This is a genomic window from Paenibacillus sp. LBL, from assembly GCF_029893715.1.
Lineage (GTDB): Bacteria > Bacillota > Bacilli > Paenibacillales > Paenibacillaceae > Paenibacillus_AQ > Paenibacillus_AQ glucanolyticus.
This window is the reverse complement of the sequence record NZ_JARXYU010000006.1, coordinates 92,507-112,542: the sequence shown is the minus strand read 5'-3', so window position 1 is coordinate 112,542 and position 20,036 is coordinate 92,507. Positions and strand designations below refer to the sequence as shown.

Annotated in this window: 14 protein-coding genes and 1 pseudogene; 12 read left to right on the top strand and 3 right to left on the bottom strand. The window is 49.1% G+C overall.

The genetic code is table 11. The annotated features are described in order from the left end of the window. Positions 1 to 76 precede the first annotated feature (76 nt). Complete coding sequence (locus tag M2277_RS15445; protein ID WP_148248041.1) at positions 77 to 1,996, top strand: PAS domain S-box protein; 1,920 nt, start codon at positions 77 to 79, stop codon at positions 1,994 to 1,996. Positions 1,997 to 2,050: 54 nt separating this feature from the next. Here M2277_RS15445 and M2277_RS15440 read toward each other — a convergent pair whose 3' ends face one another. The 3 genes from M2277_RS15440 to M2277_RS15430 all read right to left on the bottom strand — a co-directional run bounded on the left by M2277_RS15440 (position 2,051) and on the right by M2277_RS15430 (position 8,255). Then, a complete protein-coding gene (locus tag M2277_RS15440) occupies positions 2,051 to 2,479 on the bottom strand; it encodes a ferritin-like domain-containing protein (RefSeq protein ID WP_280755106.1) in 429 nt (142 codons plus the stop codon). Between the two features lie 152 nt (positions 2,480 to 2,631). Continuing rightward, positions 2,632 to 4,344, bottom strand: coding sequence for a cellulase family glycosylhydrolase (locus M2277_RS15435; RefSeq protein WP_280755105.1), 1,713 nt, complete (start codon positions 4,342 to 4,344; stop codon positions 2,632 to 2,634). 425 nt (positions 4,345 to 4,769) lie between these two features. Then, positions 4,770 to 8,255 (bottom strand): stalk domain-containing protein, encoded by a 3,486-nt coding sequence (locus M2277_RS15430; protein WP_280755104.1) that lies wholly within the window; start codon positions 8,253 to 8,255, stop codon positions 4,770 to 4,772. A gap of 391 nt (positions 8,256 to 8,646) precedes the next feature. On the opposite strand from M2277_RS15430, the gene M2277_RS15425 reads away from it, so the two are divergent. From M2277_RS15425 to M2277_RS15375, 11 genes and pseudogenes are all read left to right on the top strand, one after another. Further along, the gene (locus M2277_RS15425) at positions 8,647 to 8,964 is read left to right on the top strand and encodes an ArsR/SmtB family transcription factor (RefSeq protein WP_348537780.1); all 318 of its coding nucleotides are present in this window, start codon (positions 8,647 to 8,649) and stop codon (positions 8,962 to 8,964) included. A gap of 70 nt (positions 8,965 to 9,034) precedes the next feature. Beyond that, positions 9,035 to 9,517, top strand: a complete 483-nt coding sequence (locus M2277_RS15420; protein WP_006208613.1) for an SRPBCC family protein — start codon at positions 9,035 to 9,037, stop codon at positions 9,515 to 9,517. Positions 9,518 to 9,770: 253 nt separating this feature from the next. Beyond that, the gene (locus tag M2277_RS15415; protein ID WP_152827581.1) at positions 9,771 to 10,775 is read left to right on the top strand and encodes a C45 family autoproteolytic acyltransferase/hydrolase; all 1,005 of its coding nucleotides are present in this window, start codon (positions 9,771 to 9,773) and stop codon (positions 10,773 to 10,775) included. Positions 10,776 to 10,794: 19 nt separating this feature from the next. Beyond that, on the top strand, positions 10,795 to 11,385 hold the full coding sequence (locus tag M2277_RS15410) for a hypothetical protein (RefSeq protein WP_280755103.1): 591 nt from the start codon (positions 10,795 to 10,797) through the stop codon (positions 11,383 to 11,385). A 155-nt stretch (positions 11,386 to 11,540) separates the two neighbouring features. Further along, positions 11,541 to 11,752 (top strand): annotated as a pseudogene (locus M2277_RS15405) (hypothetical protein); the annotation flags it as partial. Between the two features lie 266 nt (positions 11,753 to 12,018). Continuing rightward, on the top strand, positions 12,019 to 13,752 hold the full coding sequence (locus M2277_RS15400; RefSeq protein WP_280755102.1) for an ABC transporter ATP-binding protein: 1,734 nt from the start codon (positions 12,019 to 12,021) through the stop codon (positions 13,750 to 13,752). Beyond that, on the top strand, positions 13,745 to 15,604 hold the full coding sequence (locus M2277_RS15395) for an ABC transporter ATP-binding protein (RefSeq protein WP_280755101.1): 1,860 nt from the start codon (positions 13,745 to 13,747) through the stop codon (positions 15,602 to 15,604). Before M2277_RS15400 ends, M2277_RS15395 begins: the two co-directional genes overlap by 8 nt. A gap of 575 nt (positions 15,605 to 16,179) precedes the next feature. Continuing rightward, a complete protein-coding gene (locus M2277_RS31650) occupies positions 16,180 to 17,115 on the top strand; it encodes a cupin domain-containing protein (RefSeq protein WP_348537779.1) in 936 nt (311 codons plus the stop codon). Between the two features lie 288 nt (positions 17,116 to 17,403). Then, positions 17,404 to 18,180, top strand: a complete 777-nt coding sequence (locus M2277_RS15385) for an ABC transporter permease (protein WP_280755100.1) — start codon at positions 17,404 to 17,406, stop codon at positions 18,178 to 18,180. Beyond that, complete coding sequence (locus tag M2277_RS15380) at positions 18,177 to 18,977, top strand: ABC transporter permease (protein ID WP_006208621.1); 801 nt, start codon at positions 18,177 to 18,179, stop codon at positions 18,975 to 18,977. The genes M2277_RS15385 and M2277_RS15380 overlap by 4 nt, the downstream gene beginning before the upstream one ends. Positions 18,978 to 18,993: 16 nt before the next feature. After that, positions 18,994 to 19,986 carry an ABC transporter ATP-binding protein gene (locus M2277_RS15375; protein WP_280755099.1) on the top strand — a complete coding sequence of 331 codons (993 nt, stop codon included), beginning with the start codon at positions 18,994 to 18,996 and terminating at the stop codon, positions 19,984 to 19,986. Positions 19,987 to 20,036 lie beyond the last annotated feature (50 nt).

Sequence of the window (20,036 nt, the reverse complement as noted above, 5' to 3'; positions counted from 1 at the left end):
TCCAACGATAAATCCCTGAAAAGTCCCCATTTTGAACATGCTGATGTATAATAATCGATATCAGGAGGTGCAGAGTATGAGTGATGTCAATATTTTTGGCCATCAAGCTTTGTTTGAACATGTTTACAAAAGTGCCCCAATTGGCATTGCCCTGGTTACGGTAGAAGGGCATTGGATCAGCGTAAATCCTGCGGCTTGCAAAATGTTCGGCTACACAGAGGAAGAATTAATGGCACAGCCGGCATCCGATTATGTTTATTCTAATTGCATTAATAATAAAGAGAAGCTGCTCCATTCCCTGGATGATACGTCCTCAACCATAGCGGTTGAGAAACAATTCTCACATAAAGACGGCAATCAGATCTGGGCATCGATGCACGTATCCCTGGTTCGGGATGACAAGGAGAATACCCCTTTATTTTTCATTTCGCAAATCGTTGATATTACTGATAGTAAAGTCGCCGAGCAAAGGCTGCAGGAAAGCATAGAGCGCTATACCTCGCTGAAAAAATATAACCACGATGCGATTATCTCCTTCAACCTCGAAGGAAAGATCATTAACGGGAACCAGATGGCAGAACAGCTGACCGGTTTTAAAATTCCGGAATTAATCGGAACGAAGATCTCGCGTTTAATCGGTGAACGCAACCTTTCCCGGATACTCTCTTCCGCGGCTGATTATGTTGCTGTCGAGAAAGGGATTAACGGTATCCATCACAGGGATGGGCATACGGTTGAAGTGCTGGCCACCTTGGCGCCGATCGTCATTCATAACCAAAACGTGGGCTTCTACATCATTGCCAAGGACATGACGGAGCAGAAGCGGCTGATCATCGAGAAGGAAGCGGCCGAGAAGACCAACAAGGCGAAGAGCGAGTTCCTCGCCATGATGAGCCATGAGATACGCACACCGATGAACGGCGTCATCGGGATGACGGACTTGATACTGGAGACAGAGCTTGACGAGGAGCAGCGGGATTATGTTCAGATCATCAAGAAAAGCGGGACAACCCTTCTGAACATAATCAATGATATTTTAGATTTTTCAAAAATCGAATCAGGCAGAACCGAACTGGTGGAAGAAACATTTAGTCTAAGGATCGCTCTGTCCGAAACCATGAACATGATTCTGCCGAAGGCGCTAGAGAAAAATATCGAGGTGACCACTTCCGTAGCCTCCGAAGTACCGGATCAGGTCCATGGGGATGTGACCAAGCTTCGACAGGTATTGATGAACCTGCTTAGCAATGCAATCAAGTTTACACCCAATGGCGCAGTCTCCATCTCGGTTCAGTGCCTCAACCATGAAGGTAATCCGCCCCTTATCCAATTCTCCGTTGTGGATACGGGCATTGGCGTGCCAGAAGAGAAGGTTGCCCATTTATTTGAACCCTTCTATCAAGTGGATCATTATATGACCCGGAAGGTGGAGGGAACCGGATTGGGTCTGGCTATCTGTAAAAAGCTCGTTAAACTGATGGGCGGGGATATATGGTACGAACGGAATCTTAACGGGTCAGGATCTGTGTTTGCGTTTACGGTTGATTTCTCATTTAAAACAAATGCTAGCGGTATACAGAACAACGGGACCATCCAAGAGAATCATGTTTCCGGCAATGAACTTAGAATTTTGATCGCAGAGGATAATGAGGTTAATCAGCTGGTCCTTAAGAAAATGCTTGAGAAGCTGGGATACAATTCCACCACGGTCCACAATGGACTTGAGGCCGTTGAGGCATTTAAACGTCATCCGTATGATATTGTGTTCATGGATATCCAAATGCCGTTCATGGATGGCATGGATGCGGTCAAGGCTATTAAAGAATCCATATCATCCGAAAGAGATCCATATATCGTGGCGGTGACAGCCCATGCGATTAAAGGTGATCGCGAGAGGTATTTAGAAATGGGCATGGATGAGTATGTAAGCAAACCCGTGAGCATGCATATGATATCGGGGATTATCGATAAATTTCTGGCTGAGAAAAAAGTATAGTTGAAGCATGATAAGATGAGAGCTCAAGTGATATCACTTGAGCTTTTGTTCATTCTACTGTTGGATAAAATACAGGAACCATACAGCATGCTGCTGTTCATCCGCTGCAGCGCGCTTGAAAGCTTCCTTAACGACGGGGTCTGTCGTTCTATCCGAAACCTCCAAATAATAATCTACGGTGTTTTGCTCATCCTTGAACGCAAATTCGATACCTTCCCTATACTCTCTCGGGCACGTTTCGTTCAACTGTGGCTCCGGCTGCCTTCCTGTTAACGTGGTATACAGATTCGAGAACGTATGGTAATGTTTGATCTCATCGTTTCGAATTTCCAGTATTTGATTTCTCACTTTTTCATTCGGGGCAACTTGAGCAAGATGTTCATAACAATGAATGGCGGAATATTCGCCATTGATCGCTTTTTGCAGATCGGCTATAATCGCAGCGTCTACTCTGTAGTTATAAGAATAGTATGAGGAATACATTGAAAAACCTCCCGGTACTGTTAAGTAATTCAGTTTATGATGGGCGGTAGGCTGACGTGTATGGTTTGGGCTAGAAATTTCGCTGGATAGAATGAGGACAACGGCCTGCTGGAAGAATTTCCGGCAGGCCGTTGTTATTGGTGATATGTCGTCTATGATACGTTTCCGGTGACGCTGCTGCCGTTTTTCGTGATTTTGTAGGTGATGATCTCCCCGCTCCAGAAATGGAACTTGAGAATGATCTCGCCGTCTCGGACTTCATTGAAGAAGGCCGGCTTCAGTTTGATTTCACCGCTGGCATAGGATGGAGAGAAGGTATACTCAAACTCCTTGAAGGAGGTCCAGTCCTGTGGCCCTGCATTCCCACCCGTGGCATATACGGCCTCCATCGTAGCAAGCTGATCCCCATTGAATGTGGTTGGAATGCTGAAGGAAGCAGTGGAGCCCTGCGTGCTGCGCAGCACAGGTTTATCGTTCTGAATGACCCTGAAGTTCCAATCCGCTCCACGGTTGAACTTGGCCGTCAGTACGGCATTTACGCCGAGCTGGCCCGAAGAGGTCAATCTGGTTAGCAGTCCGGATTTAAAAGTGATGGAATTTCCGCTTAAGACGTAGTCCTGTCCGGCTGTTAAGAGCTGTCCGTTCGTGCGGATCTCGGATAACGTGTTGCCGTTAAGGTTCAACGGAATGCTTTTGTCCTGGACAGCCGCCCCTTTTTTCACGAATACAAGATCCGTGTCAGCCGTAGAGGAGCGTCCGCTCCAACCCGCCTTCATCATGTTATAAAGCTCGGGATCGGACCAGGTGAAGGCCGTTCGCTTGAAGTGCTGGCCGTTATCCCATAACATATGTGTGATGTTTTTCTGCTTGAGATAATAGGTCAGGTATTCAAAAAACTTCAGTTTTTCCCCCTGCTCAATGACCCCGGTGTTCTGATCGAAGCCAAGCAGTCCATATTCACCCAGGATGACAGGAATACCTCTGGCAATAAAGGTGTTGTACACGTTGTTGAGTGTCTGGTCGATGTCGTTTCGGGTATCGGTTTCAAAGCGAGTGTATCCCGCAATATTAACGCTAAACGGCCAGAATCCATAATAATGAACGGTGGCAATGAGATTGGAATCATTCAGTTTGGTCATGGTGTTGTAGAGCTCGTTCATTCTGGTCTGGGTCGGCGAAGCTTCCAGGGTAGACAGCACAAGCGGGCGTACAGCGTTCTGCGCTCCAGAGCTGCGTACAATCCGGTGGAATGAGACATTGAGCTCATCCAGCATCTGAAAGGCCTTGGTTTCGCTGGTGGTACCGCCATCCGAGAAGCGGGGTTCATTGACGCTTTCAAACATCAGTTTGCTGGAATGGTTCTTGAAACGATTGGCGATTTGGGTCCAGACGGCGTTGTACTTGGCTACAACCTCATTGCGGTTGTTCTCCATATGGCTGATCCATAACCATGAATCGTGATGAACATTGATCATGACATACAAATTGGCGTCAAGCGCCCAATCCACAACCTCCTGTACACGATTCATGTAGGAGGCATTGATGGTGTAATTCGGTGCGCTGCCGATTTGGTTATTCCAGGTTACGGGAATTCGGATGCTCTTATAGCCTTGAGCCGCGATTTGATCGATCAGAGCCTTGGTGATGCGCGGATTTCCCCAAGCGGTCTCATCGGACCCGACGGAATCAAGCGAATTACCCAGATTCCAGCCCGGCTGCATAGCATCGACGTAAGCTTGGGGACCGCTGCTCAGCGGGCTGATTTGGTCTGCCTCTGCTGCTGATGTTAAGGATGGAATTAGTGAGAACAGCATAGCGGCGATCAGCGTGAAGGACAGTAAAGATTTCTTTGTTAAGTTTATCATTAGCATCTCCTTTGTAATGAAGTGGTCAAGAGCTGTTTGCTGATAAAACTTCATGATGCGCTCATCAGACGGTGGAATTTTCAGCTCCCGCTAGGGGCTTTCAGGGGTTAGACTTCACCTCCTTAAATCGAATCTGGACATACTGTCAATAAAATAAAACGGTTGAGTGCAGCAGAAAAATGAAAACGCTTTCTAATTAATAAATTATCATATTTTACCATTCGGAAGTACCCGACTAATTTATCCGAAAATCATGCAGAAATTAGTTATAGTGATGAGAAGTTCTAGAAAAGAGGGAGGTACGGTGCGAGGAAGAAAAAAGAAGCTGTCCCTCAAGGTCAAGGTTGACCGGGAGGACAGCTTCTTGGGATTTAAGCGCGATGTTTGGCTGGAAGCCAGCCGCTTCGATTACACAAATCGCTTGCTTAAGGAGTTGTTGGAGCAGGAGTTCCTGTCTTTAATATCAAAGTTTTAGATGGTAAAGAGAGCGGTGTAGCGGACTGCGCACTTGAAGCTTTCTTCACATCTTTTGTTGGCACGGAGTAAACATATACGGCGTACTCCGTATCTGCTGTAATATCCTTGCCTGAAACATCCTTGGTTGGGATATCAATGAGAGTCGAGATATCTTTATTGGTTGGCTTGATGGTGGCTTTCGTATCTTCTTTGCCAGCTGCTTCTGCTGCTTTTTGCAGGTTGAAGTCCTTCATCTGTGATTTTTCAACAAACAATACACGATAGGCATCGATACTCGTTTCATTGACAGCTTTTTTGAAATCGACTTGAAGTTTCCCGCTTGCATCCAATTTGGCTGTAAGGGCTGTGGTTTGGATCGGGTTCGGGATTGTAAACATTTCGGACGGGTCGGATAGGGCGTTGCTGGTAGAGACTGTTCCATCGGCAATCACCATGATGTATACACTGTACTTCTGACCAGCTGCAATGACTGCACCGTTGACGTCTTTCGTTGATGCCTCCAAGTTCCTTACATATTGATTCAGGCTGGAATCAACATGAACTACAGTGTAATTTCCGGAAGGTACATTATTTGCTTCAGAATCGCCAAATTTTTTGTTGGTTGGTACCACCATGATTCGGTATTCATTAATACTACCTGTAGCAGGAGAGAATCTAACGACAACATCACTGCCATTCCCGTTGGTGCTTTCAATCCCGGCATACACATTCGAAGGAACCGTTACCGTGGTGCCCGTAAGTTTAATCGGTGCGGATGGTGCTGATAGCGCGTTGTTTCCATTATTGCTTACGGACAAGACGAATACTTGATAATCCACCATATTTTTAATCGGCTGACCGTCAACATCGTTTATTCCAGGTCTCAGAACATTACTGAAATCGGCTCCGATCGGCACACTGTCGTAGTTGTTTATTCCTACGTTGTTAGCTTGAGCTACCTTAAAGTTAGCAGCGTTAGCTTGCTTCACGACCATGATCCGATACTCTCTGATGTTGGTTTCATTTGCAGCCTTCTTAAAGGATACTTTCAGATCGCTTGCATTATTGTTGTCTCCAGCATCAGCTGCTGTAACGTCCGCTACCGCTCCTACTTCCGTCACGCCTTGAATCGTAACCGCTGCAGAGGCAGAGGAGAGAGCGTTGGTATAGTTGGAGTAGCTGTTGCCTAGTGATAAGACGTACACGCGATAGCTGGAGCCTCTTTGAATAGGTTCCCCGTCGGAATCCAGAGTCGTGCTGGCCAAATCCCGAGTGATAGTGCTGCCGGTTTTGTTAGCTATGGTGTAATATCTGTTGGCGTAGGCTTGCGACAATGTCAGGTTCTTGGAGGACTTCACGACAAAAATCCGGTAATGTTCGATGTAGCTTTCACCATAAGCAGGGCTGAAGGAAACCCTCAGGTCGCTTCCGTTTCCGTTATTGCCGATGACCGTCAAGGACGGCGTAGAAACAGGATTTACATTCTGATTGTTGTTCCCAAGCGTGATGGATGCATAATCGGATAGGGCATTGTTATTGCTCGAATATCCTACGGACAGAACATACACCCGGTAACTGACGCCACTGCGAATCAGATCTCCGTCGATATCACGGCTGCTGGAATTCAGGACTTGCGTCATGTAGCTGTTGCTGCTGCTGTTCTTGCTAATTTGCGTATAATAATAGCTGTTTAAGCTGTTTGCTCTGTACAGATCAAAATAACTATTCGATGATTTTACAACAAATACTTGGTAGTGACTAATATTCGATTGATCAGACGGGCGGTAGAATGAGACCTGCAGGTCACGCCCATCATTGTAGTTGTTCACGTCGGTAACGGACAGGCTGGTAACCGCGCCAACATTATAACTGGAACTTAAAATGATGGAATTCGATGGAGCAGACAGAATGTTGTTATTGTAGTTGTTGTTGTCCACAGCCATAACGAATACACGATAATACACGCCGCTGCGAATGGTTGCTCCATCCACGTCTCTGGCACCCGATGCCAGCGTCAAGTTGTTGATGTTATTGCCTGTTTTGTTGACGTGGGTATAGTTGTAGCTGGAGATGGAATTGGCTTTGCTTAAGTTGAAGCTGCTGTAATTGCTGTCCTTGACAACAAAAACCCGGTAAGAGTTAATGCTGGACTCGTTGGACACCTTGTTAAAGCTTACACGAAGATCACGGCCGTCACCGAAATCAGCGATATCCGACACCTGTGTAATGTAAGGAACTGTTGCATTACCTGTGCTGAGCGTGATGGAAGCAGAACCTGAAGACAGATTGCTTGCAAGTGCGCTTTCATTGCTGCTGACTGACAGTACAAACATGGTATAAGACACGCCGCTGCGGATGAGCTCTCCTGAAGTATCACGAGCGGAAGAACTCAATGTCGTTGACAGCGTGGTATTCGTTGAGCTGGTTTTGTTCACCGTTGTGTAGTTTTGACTCGATACGGATTTGGCTGCTGCTACATTGAAGTTAGCTGCATCCTTCGTTTTTACGGTGAATACGCGATAGTTGGTTACATTGCTTTCGTTCTGAGCGCGAGTGAAGCTGACCTGCAAATCACGGCCATCGCCGTTGTCGCTTATATCGCTTGCTTTAACATTGGTTGCTCCATTAACCGAATTGGTATTGGTCAGCGTCAATGAAGGCGATGCCGAGGAAAGGGCATACGTGCCGCCTGATTTGCCTACTGCCAATACGTAAGCTTTATAAGCCTGGTTATCCCGGATCAGGTCGCCATCAATGTCTCTTGAACTTGATGTGAGGACCTGTGAGCGATCCGACCCTGCAGGGTATACCGTAGTGTAATTTGCTGAAGATATGCGCGTTGCATCCGCTTGGCTGAACGTTTTGGACTGCTTAACAATCATCACGCGATAATGCGAAATCAGGGATTCGGTGGATGATTTGGAGAAGCTGACCTGCAAATCACGTCCATCTCCGGCATTGCCGATGTCTTTTAGAGTTACATAGCTCACCGGTACAATGTAGGTATTGTTACCGCCGCCTGAATCATTTGTTGTCGTGACGGTGACCGTTTTCGTTTTGGAATTCCAGCCGATTTTCTGACCGAGGGATTCACTTACGAAACGTACAGGCACCATCGTGTTGCCTTTCAGGTTTTTCGCCGGAACATCCAGCGCTACAGTTTGGTTGTTGATAGTAGCCGTCTTGGAATTAATCTTAAGAATGACGGTAGTGCCATCCTTGACTGCTGTGACGGTTTGCGTTTTTTGATTCCATTTGACCGTTGCGTCCAGTGCTTCGAAGATGGATCTCATCGGAAGCATGACCCGTCCTTGAATCATAACAGGCGCTTGAGGCGTATACAGCTTGACGCCGTCAATCAAGACGCTAATGTTCACTGCCGCCTGTGCCTGTGTTTGGAATGTCATGGGGATTAACAGTATAGCTGCTAGCAAGGCAGTCCATATTCTTTTCACACACTCAACCTCCTGAATTTTGCTTGTTATTATTTTCCTCTACAATATGACGCATTCGCTCAGAATAAAGTTTCAACTATTACATCGGCAATTAAAAATTATTTTTTAGGAGCAGATCACAAATAAAGGAAATCGCTACTCTCGATCCATAGGCGATCCATATGGTGCAGCAGGGTCTGCCTCGCATCAGATTGATCTTGTTACCGCAAGGAAGCCCGGTGTCTTTCCATTGTTTAGACAGAACCGAGACGAATGCCATCCAGCATTTCAGGCTTAATAGCCCTAGTTCGATACATTCCGTTGCCAATGAGAAGCTGCTGAATCCGTTCAACAATGTAAATTCACATTATATAGCTTTACAGGAATATAACTATAAAGTAATATATTGAATATGATGAACGATAATCTTTTTGAAATATTAGCGGAACCCAATCGCAGGACCATTCTTGATTATTTGCGTGTAAAAGAGTGCACAGTGGGCGAGATTGTAGATCTAATGCCGCTCAGTCAACCGGGCGTGTCGAAACATCTGCGGATTTTGCGTGAAGCGGGGCTTGTGTCTCTTCGCAAAGAAGCCCAAACCCATGTATACAGTCTGAATGCCAGACCGCTGGAGGAAATTCATTACTGGCTGGAGCCTTACCGGAAGTTTTGGTCGAACAAGCTGGATGACTTGGAGAGAATCCTTGATCAGGATGAATCTTCTTAACAGTCCCAACGAATCTTAAGTTTGATGAAGCGATTTTGTTCAAAATGGGCATTTTTGAGGAGGGTAAACAATGTTAGCCGTTGTACAGCAAGACGAGTTTGGAACGAGTGTCCGGTTTGAACGCCGATTGAAGCACTCAGTGGAGAAGGTATGGTCATATCTGACTGATAACGAGAAGCTGACCCAATGGTTCTCCGAACTGAAGGTGGAGGATCTGCGCCTGGGAGGAAGAATGACCTTTGATATGCAGGACGGGAATTTCGAAGAAATGGAAATAACGGACTATCGGGAGCTGTCGGTGCTGGAATACACTTGGGGAGAGGACCGGGTACGCTTTGAACTGTATCCTGAAGCCGAAGGCTGTCGCCTGGTGCTCATTGAGAAAATAACCAAGATCACAGATCATACACCGAAGGATATTGCCGGCTGGGATGTATGCCTTGACGTCATTGAAGCACTGCTTGAGGGAAGAACGATGGAATCCCGCAAGGACGTGTGGTCCGCGAAATATGAACAATACGTTCAGCAGTTTGAAGCATTGCCCCGTCAATAAGATGAAACTGCTCCTCCCAAGTATGTTGACATGCTTAGGCAGGAGCTTTTTCTATAGATATCGGCTTGATAAGATATCAGCGGTGCTGATGAAATTCGATATTGCAAGAAAACCTGCCTACGAATCGTGGTCGCTCATCCTGGGATTGGTGTCGCACAGAGGTTTTTTTATTGGAAGGAGGGTGAATTACATCTATAATCGGGTAAGGGATATATTTCCTATGCTGATAGTAAACCTGGATGGAGGGTTCAAGATGACGGATTATACCGTTCATATCATGCAGCTTCGAGGCGACAACTACGATAACGGACTTAAGCTGGGTCGCAGCCTGCAGAATCAATCGATATTACAAGCCTTTGGAGCGGCGACCAAACCGGAGATCGATGCGGAACAGATGAAGGCCATTTATAACGAGTTTGCCCCGCAGCTTGTAGCCGAGTTGGAGGGACTGGGAGAAGGGCTCAGATTATCATTCAAAAAGACTGCAGCTCTTCTCGGCGGATATGATGTTCCGAAGATCGATGCCATGGGCTGTTCGGCCATGATCGCTCCAGCATATTACATAAGAAACTACGACTTCACGCCTGCGTTTTACGATGGTTATTTTACTATGGCCCAATCGGGGCAAGGACTGGCGACCGCGGGCTATAATCTGCAGGCGATAGGGCGGCATGACGGTATAAATGAAAAAGGACTTGCGGCCGGACTTCATTTTGTCAGCTTTGAAGGATACCGGACGGGATTGTCTTCGTGGATCAGTGTTCGAATGATATTGGAGTCATGCGCTACAGTAGAAGAAGCAGCTTACATGCTGCGCCATATTCCCCATGCGGCCTGTTATAACTTTTCTCTGGGCGATGCGCGAGGAAATTCGGCGGTGGTTGAGGCAAGTCCGGATGAAGTCGTTACCCGAGCGGGCGATGAAGTTCTTGCCTGTGTCAACCATTATGAAGCATTGGCGGGCAAAAACAGGCCTTCCATTGAGCATTCCCTTCGTCGTAAATCTTACATCGAAAGCTTGGGCGCCCAGCGCCTGACCCATGCGGAAGCATTTGGTCTGTTTAAGGACCGTCAATCCCCGTTGTTTTATACGGATTACGATAATTTGTTCGGGACGCTGCATACCTTCTCTTATTCCTTTCAAGAAGAAAGAGTGATGACCTCGCTTGCACAAGGGGAAGTGCTCGATTTTTCATTCAGGGAATGGGCTGAGGGCAAGGATATTCCGGAAGTGATGATGACAGGGTTCATCGATTGATCAATGGGAGGTGTGTGTGGTGATTAAAGCTCGGGCAGCGAGAATATCGATGGGGGTGCTAGCGTTAATGTTATGTATTTTCTTGTCTGGCGCTGATCAAGCGGATGAGGAAATTACGCTCCATAACGAGATAAACACTCCTTATTATTATCGGATGCTCTTGTCTTATGCCCCGGACCAACAAACGGTGGAAAGGCAATACGGCAAGCCTGATATCGTAAGAAAAGAGCAGGATTACACCTACGAGATTCGCAAAATGCCAGATGGCAGCGAGCTGATCACTTTTTATACTTCCAACAGCGGTCATCTCATGGATCAGTGGCGTCTTAGCCGCCTCCCGGAACGAAGCGAGTTTGAGGCCTTGATCCCAGAGGTAACGCTTGCTCAGGATGTCAAGCAGATCGATCCTTATTTTCAGCTGATAGCTGATCAAACCGATGAAACAGGAACAAGCGAGCATCGACTCCGGGATTCAGGGTTAGCTACGATTAAATATAGGAACGCGGATGGCAGATGGATCATGGATTCGATCCAGTACATGGATCAGGATCCGTCGGGTTTTGTTTCCAAGCTGAGGGCGGAAGACCGGGCTGAATTTTGGAGCTCATAAGTAAACCGTATGTTTTTTATAGATAATTTGTGAGGAAGCAATTCCCTTCCAAGTGAAGGAGATTGCTTTTTTTGCTGCTAGTTTCCTCTGAATGTTAGAACATTCTGTGACGCTGCCACACTCAGGCCGCCCTCTGCGTTTTCTTTGGCGGATTTGTTATAGCCGGCAATCTGGCCGGAGTGCTCCTGCACCGGTTTGTGCTGCAAACGGCGGAAGTGGATGCCATGATGTTCAGTCCGAGCATCCATGGTATAGTTATGGCTATGCGGCGCTGCTGACGCTGCTGTCCTCGGGAATTGTCATGGTCTCCATGCATTACAAATTGAAACGGATTGATATGATTGAAGCGCTGAAGTCCGTGGAATAGCTGTACGCTTTGCAAGAGAGCTGATTCGACAGGTGATGATCCTGAAGGACAGGTTCTCTTTTTTGATGCAGGGATAAAGGGTCTTGTCCGTACAGCAGCAGTATCTTTGGCCAGTATATCTCGTTATATTTTTTAATCTGCCGATAAGTTCTAGCAGAAAATATATTATAATAGACATATCCATGCTATTGAACGAACTAATATTGCTACTACATGAAGACCAATTTCAGAACATAATCTAGGTCTTCTGCCTCGGAGGAATGCATATGGGAATTGTCTTCTCGACCTTGAAAAAGTACCGCGTAGCCGCGATTGCGGCACTGGTCATGATGCTGATAGAGCTCACCGTTGAGCTGATTCAGCCGCTGCTTATCTCCAAAATCATTGACGACGGCATTCAGAAGCAGGACATGTCGGTTGTATGGATGTGGGGAGCCGTTTTAACTGGAAGCGCTGTTATCGCCTTTATAGCCGGAATTTCGAGCTCCTTCTTCGCGGCGCATACGAGTCAGGGGCTCGGCTATGATCTTCGCGATCAACTGTATGAGAAGGTGCAGTCCTTCTCCTATTCGATATTTAACCGGTTTGCCACATCGTCGCTGATTACAAGGCTGACGGGCGATGTCACCCAGATTCAGGATACGGTGTTCATGGGCCTGCGGTTCATGACGCGCGTTCCGTTAGTTGTGCTTGGCAGCATCGTTATGGCGCTGGTGGTGAACGTGAAGCTGGGCTTATTGCTGGTGCTAACCGTGCCTGTACTGTTTATATTTATCGCCTGGATTATGAAGCGGGCAGCCGATGCATTCCGGCGTGTCCAGCAGCGGCTGGATGCGGTGAACGGCGTTATACAGGAGAACCTGACCGGGATTCGGTTGATTCGTGTTTTCGTACGCATGGGCCATGAGATTGAACGGTTTGGTCGTACTTCTGGCAAGCTGAGGAGTTCTACCATATCGACCTTGCGATTGACGGAGACCACGATGCCCTTTATTCTCCTGATCATGAATGCCGGGATTATGGCGGTTCTGTGGTTCGGCCGTAAAGACATCGCGACTGGCAGTGCCAGCGTTGGCGAGGTTGTAGCCGTCGTCAACTATTCCCTGCGCTGTATCGGTGCCATGTCAGCCCTCTCCTGGGTTGTTGTTGCGTTCTCCCGTGGACGGGCTTCCGCCCAGCGTGCACAGGAGGTGCTGAAGACCGAGGACGATGCAGCAACCGGAGTCTATAAGAACCATGATAATAAGGTTGAAATTGAAGGCGGAGTGAAATTCGAGCAAGTCAGTTTCAGCTATCCGGGCAGTGATATTGATGTGCTGACGGATATCTCTTTTGTGGCCAGACCCGGTGAGCGAATCGCTATTATGGGGGCTACCGGTTCAGGCAAATCCTCGCTGGTTCAGCTCATTCCGCGGCTGTACGAGGAGGATAAGGGGAACGTGCGGATAGACGGAAAGGATGCAGGGGAGATCGACCCGATGCATCTGCGTAGCAGCATTGGCTATGTTCCGCAGGAGGTGCTGCTCTTCTCCGGCACGGTTCGGGAGAACATTGCCTGGGGACGGGAGGATGCTTCCATGGACGAAATCAAGGAAGCGGCACGCAGAGCGCAGATCCACGATACGATAGAACATCTGCCTAACGGTTACGACACGATGCTTGGACAGCGCGGCGTTAACTTATCCGGAGGGCAGAAGCAGCGCTTGTCGATTGCGCGGGCGCTCGTACGGAAGCCTTCCATCCTCATCCTGGATGACAGCACAAGCGCACTTGACGTTCGCACGGAAGGTGCTTTGCTGGATGCTCTGAAGGATTTGTCCTGCACGACATTTTTGATCACACAGAAGATCAGCTCAACCACCTCGGCAGATTTGATTCTGCTGCTGGATGACGGGCGATTGATCGGAAAAGGGAATCATGACTCCTTGATGGAGAGCTCCTCCCTGTATCGACGCATCTATGAATCCCAATACGGAGAGGGGGTGCAGCAGCATGCTTAAGGCATTCACTGAACCATTTCGTCATCCAAGGCCAAAGATCGATCTTGGCAAAAGCAAGGATAGCGGTTCGGGCCGCAAGCCCAAGGCAAAAGCCAAGAATTGGTCGGGCACCCTTTCCAGAATATGGGTTTATCTCGCCCGCCGCAAAGGAAAGCTTGCACTTGTGCTGCTGATGGTGATGTTCAGCTCCGGGCTTGCGTTGCTCGGCCCTTATCTGCTCGGGGTCGGGGTAGATCGGTTCCTGAATGATATCAAAGACCCGGGCGGCTTGGTGGACTCGGGCTGGATGTATTTTCTTATCGGATTGGCTGTTGTGTACGTCCTTCAGGCTTTAACCACCTGGCTGCACAACATCTGGATGATCGGCATAGCCCAAGAGACGGTATACCGGATGCGAATGGATCTGTTTACGCATCTGCACCGGCTGCCGATTCCGTTCTATGGAAAGCGCCAACAGGGCGAGATTATGAGTCGTCTGACCAATGATATTGAGAACGTCAGTTCAACACTGAACAGTTCGGCCATTCAAATATTCTCGAGTGTGCTGACCTTAATCGGTACGTTAACCGTTATGCTGTGGCTCAGTCCGCTCCTTACACTGCTGACATTTCTGGTGGTTCCCCTGATGATGCTGGGGATGCGCTGGATCACTCGGCGAACCGGTCCCTTATTCAAAGAGCGTCAACGCAATCTGGGGGATTTGAACGGCTATATTGAAGAAACGCTGTCGGGACAGCGGATTATTAAGGCTTTCTCCCAGGAGGAGCGGGTTATCCGTGAATTCGATGAGCGCAATCAACGGATTCGTCTATCGGGCTTCTGGGCACAGAGCATCTCGGGTTTTATTCCGAAGCTGATGAACGGGCTGAACAACCTGAGTTTTGCGATCGTAGCGGGGATTGGCGGCATTATGGCGATTCAGGGGCATATCACGATCGGTGTCATCATCATATTTGAGAGTTACGCGCGACAGTTTACCAGACCGCTGAACGATCTGGCGAACCAGTGGAACACGCTGCTGTCTGCCATCGCGGGGGCGGAACGTGTATTCGAGGTGCTGGATGAAGAGGTTGAAGCGAAGGATGAAGGGGCCGCCGTCGCACTGAAGAGTGTAGAGGGAGCGGTGACATTCAACAATGTATCTTTTTCCTATGAAAAAGACGGGGATACGCTGGATGGAATCAGCTTTGAGGCGAAGCCCGGCGAGATGATTGCGCTGGTCGGTCCGACGGGTGCAGGGAAGACAACGTTAATTCAGCTGCTCTCCCGGTTCTACGACCCGAACAGCGGGACCATTACCTTGGATGGACGGGACATTTCCTCCATCCGCAGGGAAAGCCTGCGAGCACAGATGGCTTTTGTGCTGCAGGATTCCTTCCTGTTCCAAGGCACCATCCGTGAGAATATCCGCTTCGGACGGCTTGATGCGACCGATGAAGAGGTCGAGGCAGCTGCGAAACTGGCCAATGCCCATTCGTTTATCGTGCGGATGAAGGACGGTTATGACAAGATGCTCAAGCCTGACGGCAGCGGCATCAGCCAAGGCCAGAAGCAGCTGCTTGCGATTGCCAGAGCGATTCTCGCCAATCCCTCCATGCTGGTACTGGATGAAGCGACAAGCAGCATCGATACCGTAACGGAGATCAAAATCCAGGAAGGGCTGCAGCGGCTGATGAAGGGACGGACGAGCTTTGTGATCGCCCACCGTCTCAATACCATTCGCTCGGCGGACCGTATTCTGGTGCTGAAGGATGGACGTCTTCTGGAGCAGGGCTCCCACGATGAGCTGCTGAAGCAGGGCGGATTCTACAGTGAGCTGTATCATGGTCAATTAAAACGGGCGGCTATGTAACACCGTGCCCGTGCCGATGATTGATTGCATTAGAACATAATGAAAACCACCGGAGAGGCTTAAATCAAGCTGCTGCTCCGGTGGTTTTTTGTTATGGGTCATGGTTGAATTCATATGCTGTGTGCCGCGTAGCCCTGGGCAGACGCCGTATCGATGTTTCATTAGCAGCCAAGCCATAAGCCGAGTTATAACCCTTCAGCCATACGCGGATGACTTAGCTGCCTTGTTTACTTGGAGCTGGTTGTTTGAACTTGCAGTTTGCGCTGCGCTTCCCTGCCGAATTGCAGCATAAACTGAAGAAGAATGCCGGCCTGTATGGCAACCAGGACTAAATAGGTGTTGTTGTTAGGCGGAGGCTCCCTGAAACATGTTCAGCGGATTCCAAGGTTGCCGAAGATCAGAAACATCGCAATGAGGAGCGGGGATACTCCCGCGAAGGTAAACAACAGGACGAAGCAGGTCAACTGCAGGGTGGAAGCCGAGTAGAATAGATAACGGGTTCCCTACTTCTACATATGCCGAGCCTCCCATGCATACAGATTTATAGATCAGAGAACTTTCAGGGGAGGAATACGATGCTCGATCCAGTACTGACATCTCCGAATTTGAAGCTGTATGCAGACTCGAACGACACCTTAAACTATAAACGCGATGCGGGAAACTACATAACTCAGGTGTTCGGAGCCCAAATGCCTGCAATTGCGACAGGCTTCTTCAATGTTCATATGACTCAAGGGATCATTATTCAGCCTCACTGGCATACCAATGTGAATGAGCTGGTATTTGTCATCAGCGGCGAAGTGATTACTTCGGTATTCAATCCGTTTACCCAGAAGCTGATGACCTACAAGCTAAAGCCGGGCCAGGTCTCGATGTTCCCCAAGGGATGGTTTCACTGGATTTTGACGCTTAGCGACAAGGCCCACATTCTGACCATATTTGATCAGCCGACGCCGGATATTGTGTATGGAGCAGACTTTCTGCGGCATATTCCGAAGGAGATTCTGCACATTGCCTATTGCATCAATGAGGAGGATTACGCCAAAGCCGTTGCTCCACTGAAGGAAACGGTCATTCTGGGACCGCCGCCGGGCTGTGGCAAGCGGGACGACAATACATCCGACAATGCCTCCTATTTTGAGTCGGTCCAGCAGCCGTTTGGTCAGCAGCCAGCGTATGGTTCCCAACAGGCGCCTTCGGCACCTAACTACTACGGGTACCCGCCTCCGCCTTCCTATCCGTTTTATCAACAGGCCAGACCGCCGCAGTACACCGCTTATCCGTCCTATGCACCATACCCTCAGCAGCCGTCCTATCCATCTCAGACCCCTTACACGTCATCCTATCAGCAGCCCCCATCCTTCCAGCAGCAGCTCTTTCAACAGCAGTCCTTCCAACAGCCGCAGCCGTTCCAGCATCTTCAATATCTGTATAATACGCAGCCGGATTTAGATACAGCCGCAAGTCGCGGTCCTGAACCTGATACGGGCACCGTCCCTGAGACAGAGTAACAACACAGACTTTCAGCTGCTGCAAGCTGTATCAGATCAGGTGCTTTGTAAACACTCATCTCACGAAAGCGAATTCGAAGTCTTCAAACTCTACGCCAGATTGTTCTGGAATCGGCGCAGGGATGAGAAGGCTTCTTTTTTTGTTTGGCGTCGCCACGGCTCTGATTTTGCTCCTGAAAAAATCCTTGCCTGATATGGAACGTTCTGGTATGCTATTGTCCTTCTCTCATTTTCGCCTTGTCTGAAGTGGATGGGTCCGCCATCTAAAATGCTTATCGGAGGTGCTTCATGCTTTATTTCACATTGGCTTCCAAAGCCTATGCCCGTAATTTGCAGTACCGCGGCGCCCACATGGTGCACAATGTCGCCAGTGCGATGTTCGGATTCATGTATGCCTGTATCTGGATCGGTCTCGGTGCAGATTACGCGCTTGGAGATTACGGAACGCAGGGAATGGTCGGTTATATCGCCTTTACGCAAGCTGCGCTCTGGGTTTCCAGTTTCGTCACGAACGGCCTCGGCATTCCCCAAGCTGTTCGAACCGGCCATATTTCACTGGATTTGATGCGTCCCGTTCATTTGTTCAGCCATTTAATGGCCAAGGAATGGGGGCAAATCGCCTACCAATTCGTTTACAAATCGATCCCGATCTACCTGGTTTATTACTTTGCTTTCTCTTTGCAGTTACCCGGGAAAGCCTCCACGTTCCTCTATGTTGCCATAGCCCTGGCAGGCGCCGCCTACTTATCGATATGTATCAACTATCTCATCGGCGCATCCGCCTTATGGACAACGGAATCGTCTTGGTTGTATTGGGGCAACCACGCGATGATCAATCTCCTTGCAGGTTTCTTCATTCCCATCGAATGGCTGCCCGGCTGGCTGCAGACGATTGCCTGGTGGTCGCCGTATCCGTATCTGCTCTATGTACCTACCCGAATCTATCTGGGCTTCGATGACGTTTCCTATCTGTGGGGCACGCTCATGTGGTGTGTGCTGCTTACGCTGGCAGGTCTGCTGGCTACCGGCTCCCTAAGGCGGAAAGTGGAGGTGCAGGGAGGATGACCACGAGATCCTGGCTGTCCCTGTATGCGCTGCTGATCCGAACGAGCATCAAAAGCCGCATGCAGTACAAATTCAATTTTATTCTGGCTTCGTTTCTTGCTGCATTGATCCAAATATCCGAATTCCTCATGGTTGCCATTGTCCTCTATAAGTTCGGGGCCATCCAGGGCTGGTCCATGCACGAAATCGCGTATTTGTTTGCTATCATGACCCTATCGAAGACGCTCTACCGGACGTTTGGGGATGAAGTGCATCATCTTGAGAAATATCTGGTGAACGGTGAGCTTGACCAGCTGCTGACCCGTCCCATGCCCGTGCTGCTGGCGCTTATGCCCCAGAAGTTCCGGATTATGCTGGGCGAAGTGCTGCAGGGCGGTTTTCTGCTCTGGTGGTCGCTGCATGGCATGATGGCGGCAGGTCAGGTGGGATGGAGCGCGGTGCCGCAATCGCTGTATATTATCGTCACGGGGGCTGTTATCCTGTTCTCGATCGGCCTTGCGACCGCAACCTTCGGGTTTTGGACGACCCGGATCACCGAGCTTCAGAATCTGACGGAGGACGCGGCCCGGACGGCTGCTCAATATCCGTTGACTCTGTATCCGAAATGGATGTCATCGATCCTGCTGATCATTGTCCCGGTTGGTTTAGTCAATTATATTCCGTCATTATACATACTGCGCGGCGAGCTGGGGGTATGGGTGCTGCCTGCCTTGGCAGGAGCGGCCCTGTTATGTCTCGGCATAAGTTTGAAGTTCTGGCAGTTCGGTTTGACCAAATATCAAAGTACGGGGAGTTAAGGGAGGAGCGTGTCACATGATTGAAGCTCATAACATACGCAAGGAGTTCAAAACGCCAGTTGTGAAGGAGGGGCGCTTCTCCGGTTTGCGAACCCTGTTTACGAGAGAATACCGGACGAAGGAAGCCGTTAGAGGCATCAGTTTTCAAGTGGAGCAGGGAGAGTTTGTCGGTTATATCGGGCCGAACGGGGCCGGGAAGTCCACCACCATCAAAATGCTGACGGGCATTCTCCATCCAACCTCAGGTCGCGTCTCGATTGGCGGCATGAATCCGCACAAGGAACGGCGCAGCGTTGTAAACAATCTGGGCGTCGTGTTCGGTCAGCGCAGCCAGCTGTGGTGGGATCTCCCGGTGAAGGACTCCTATGATATTCTGGCCAAAATGTACAGCGTGGATCAGGCCGACAAGGAGCGGAGGCTCGTACAGTTCGCCGAACTGCTCGATTTACAGGCGTTCTGGGAAACGCCTGTACGCAAGCTGTCGCTCGGACAGCGCATGCGCGCCGACCTCGCGGCCGCGATGCTGCATGACCCGGGCGTGCTGTTTCTGGATGAACCGACAATTGGGCTGGACGTGAACGCTAAGCGGAACATCCGCCATTTTCTCAAGCTGATCAATGAGCAATTCGGCAAGACCATTCTGCTCACGACGCATGATATGGATGACATCGAACAGCTCTGCAATCGGGTGATGGTCATTAACAACGGGGAGCTTTCCTATGATGGAACGGTCCGGTCCCTGCGAGATACAATCGGTCTGCCTACGCTGATTACCGTGACATTTTGCGGCCCCTTTGCAATCCCGGAGCAATTCCAGGGAGCAGGAGAAGGAAGCCGTGCAGTTCCGCTTCGGGTAACGAGCGCGGTGGATAACACCGTCACCATTGAGGTGAACCGCCGCGAGATGAATACACTGGATATTTTTAAGGAACTGGGCCGCTGGGGCGAACTGGATGATATCGATATGGAAGATCCCGATTTTGAAGACGTTATTCATAAGGTGTATTAGATTTAGTTATTGGGATTGGACATGATGACGAGAATCGTACAGTATAATAG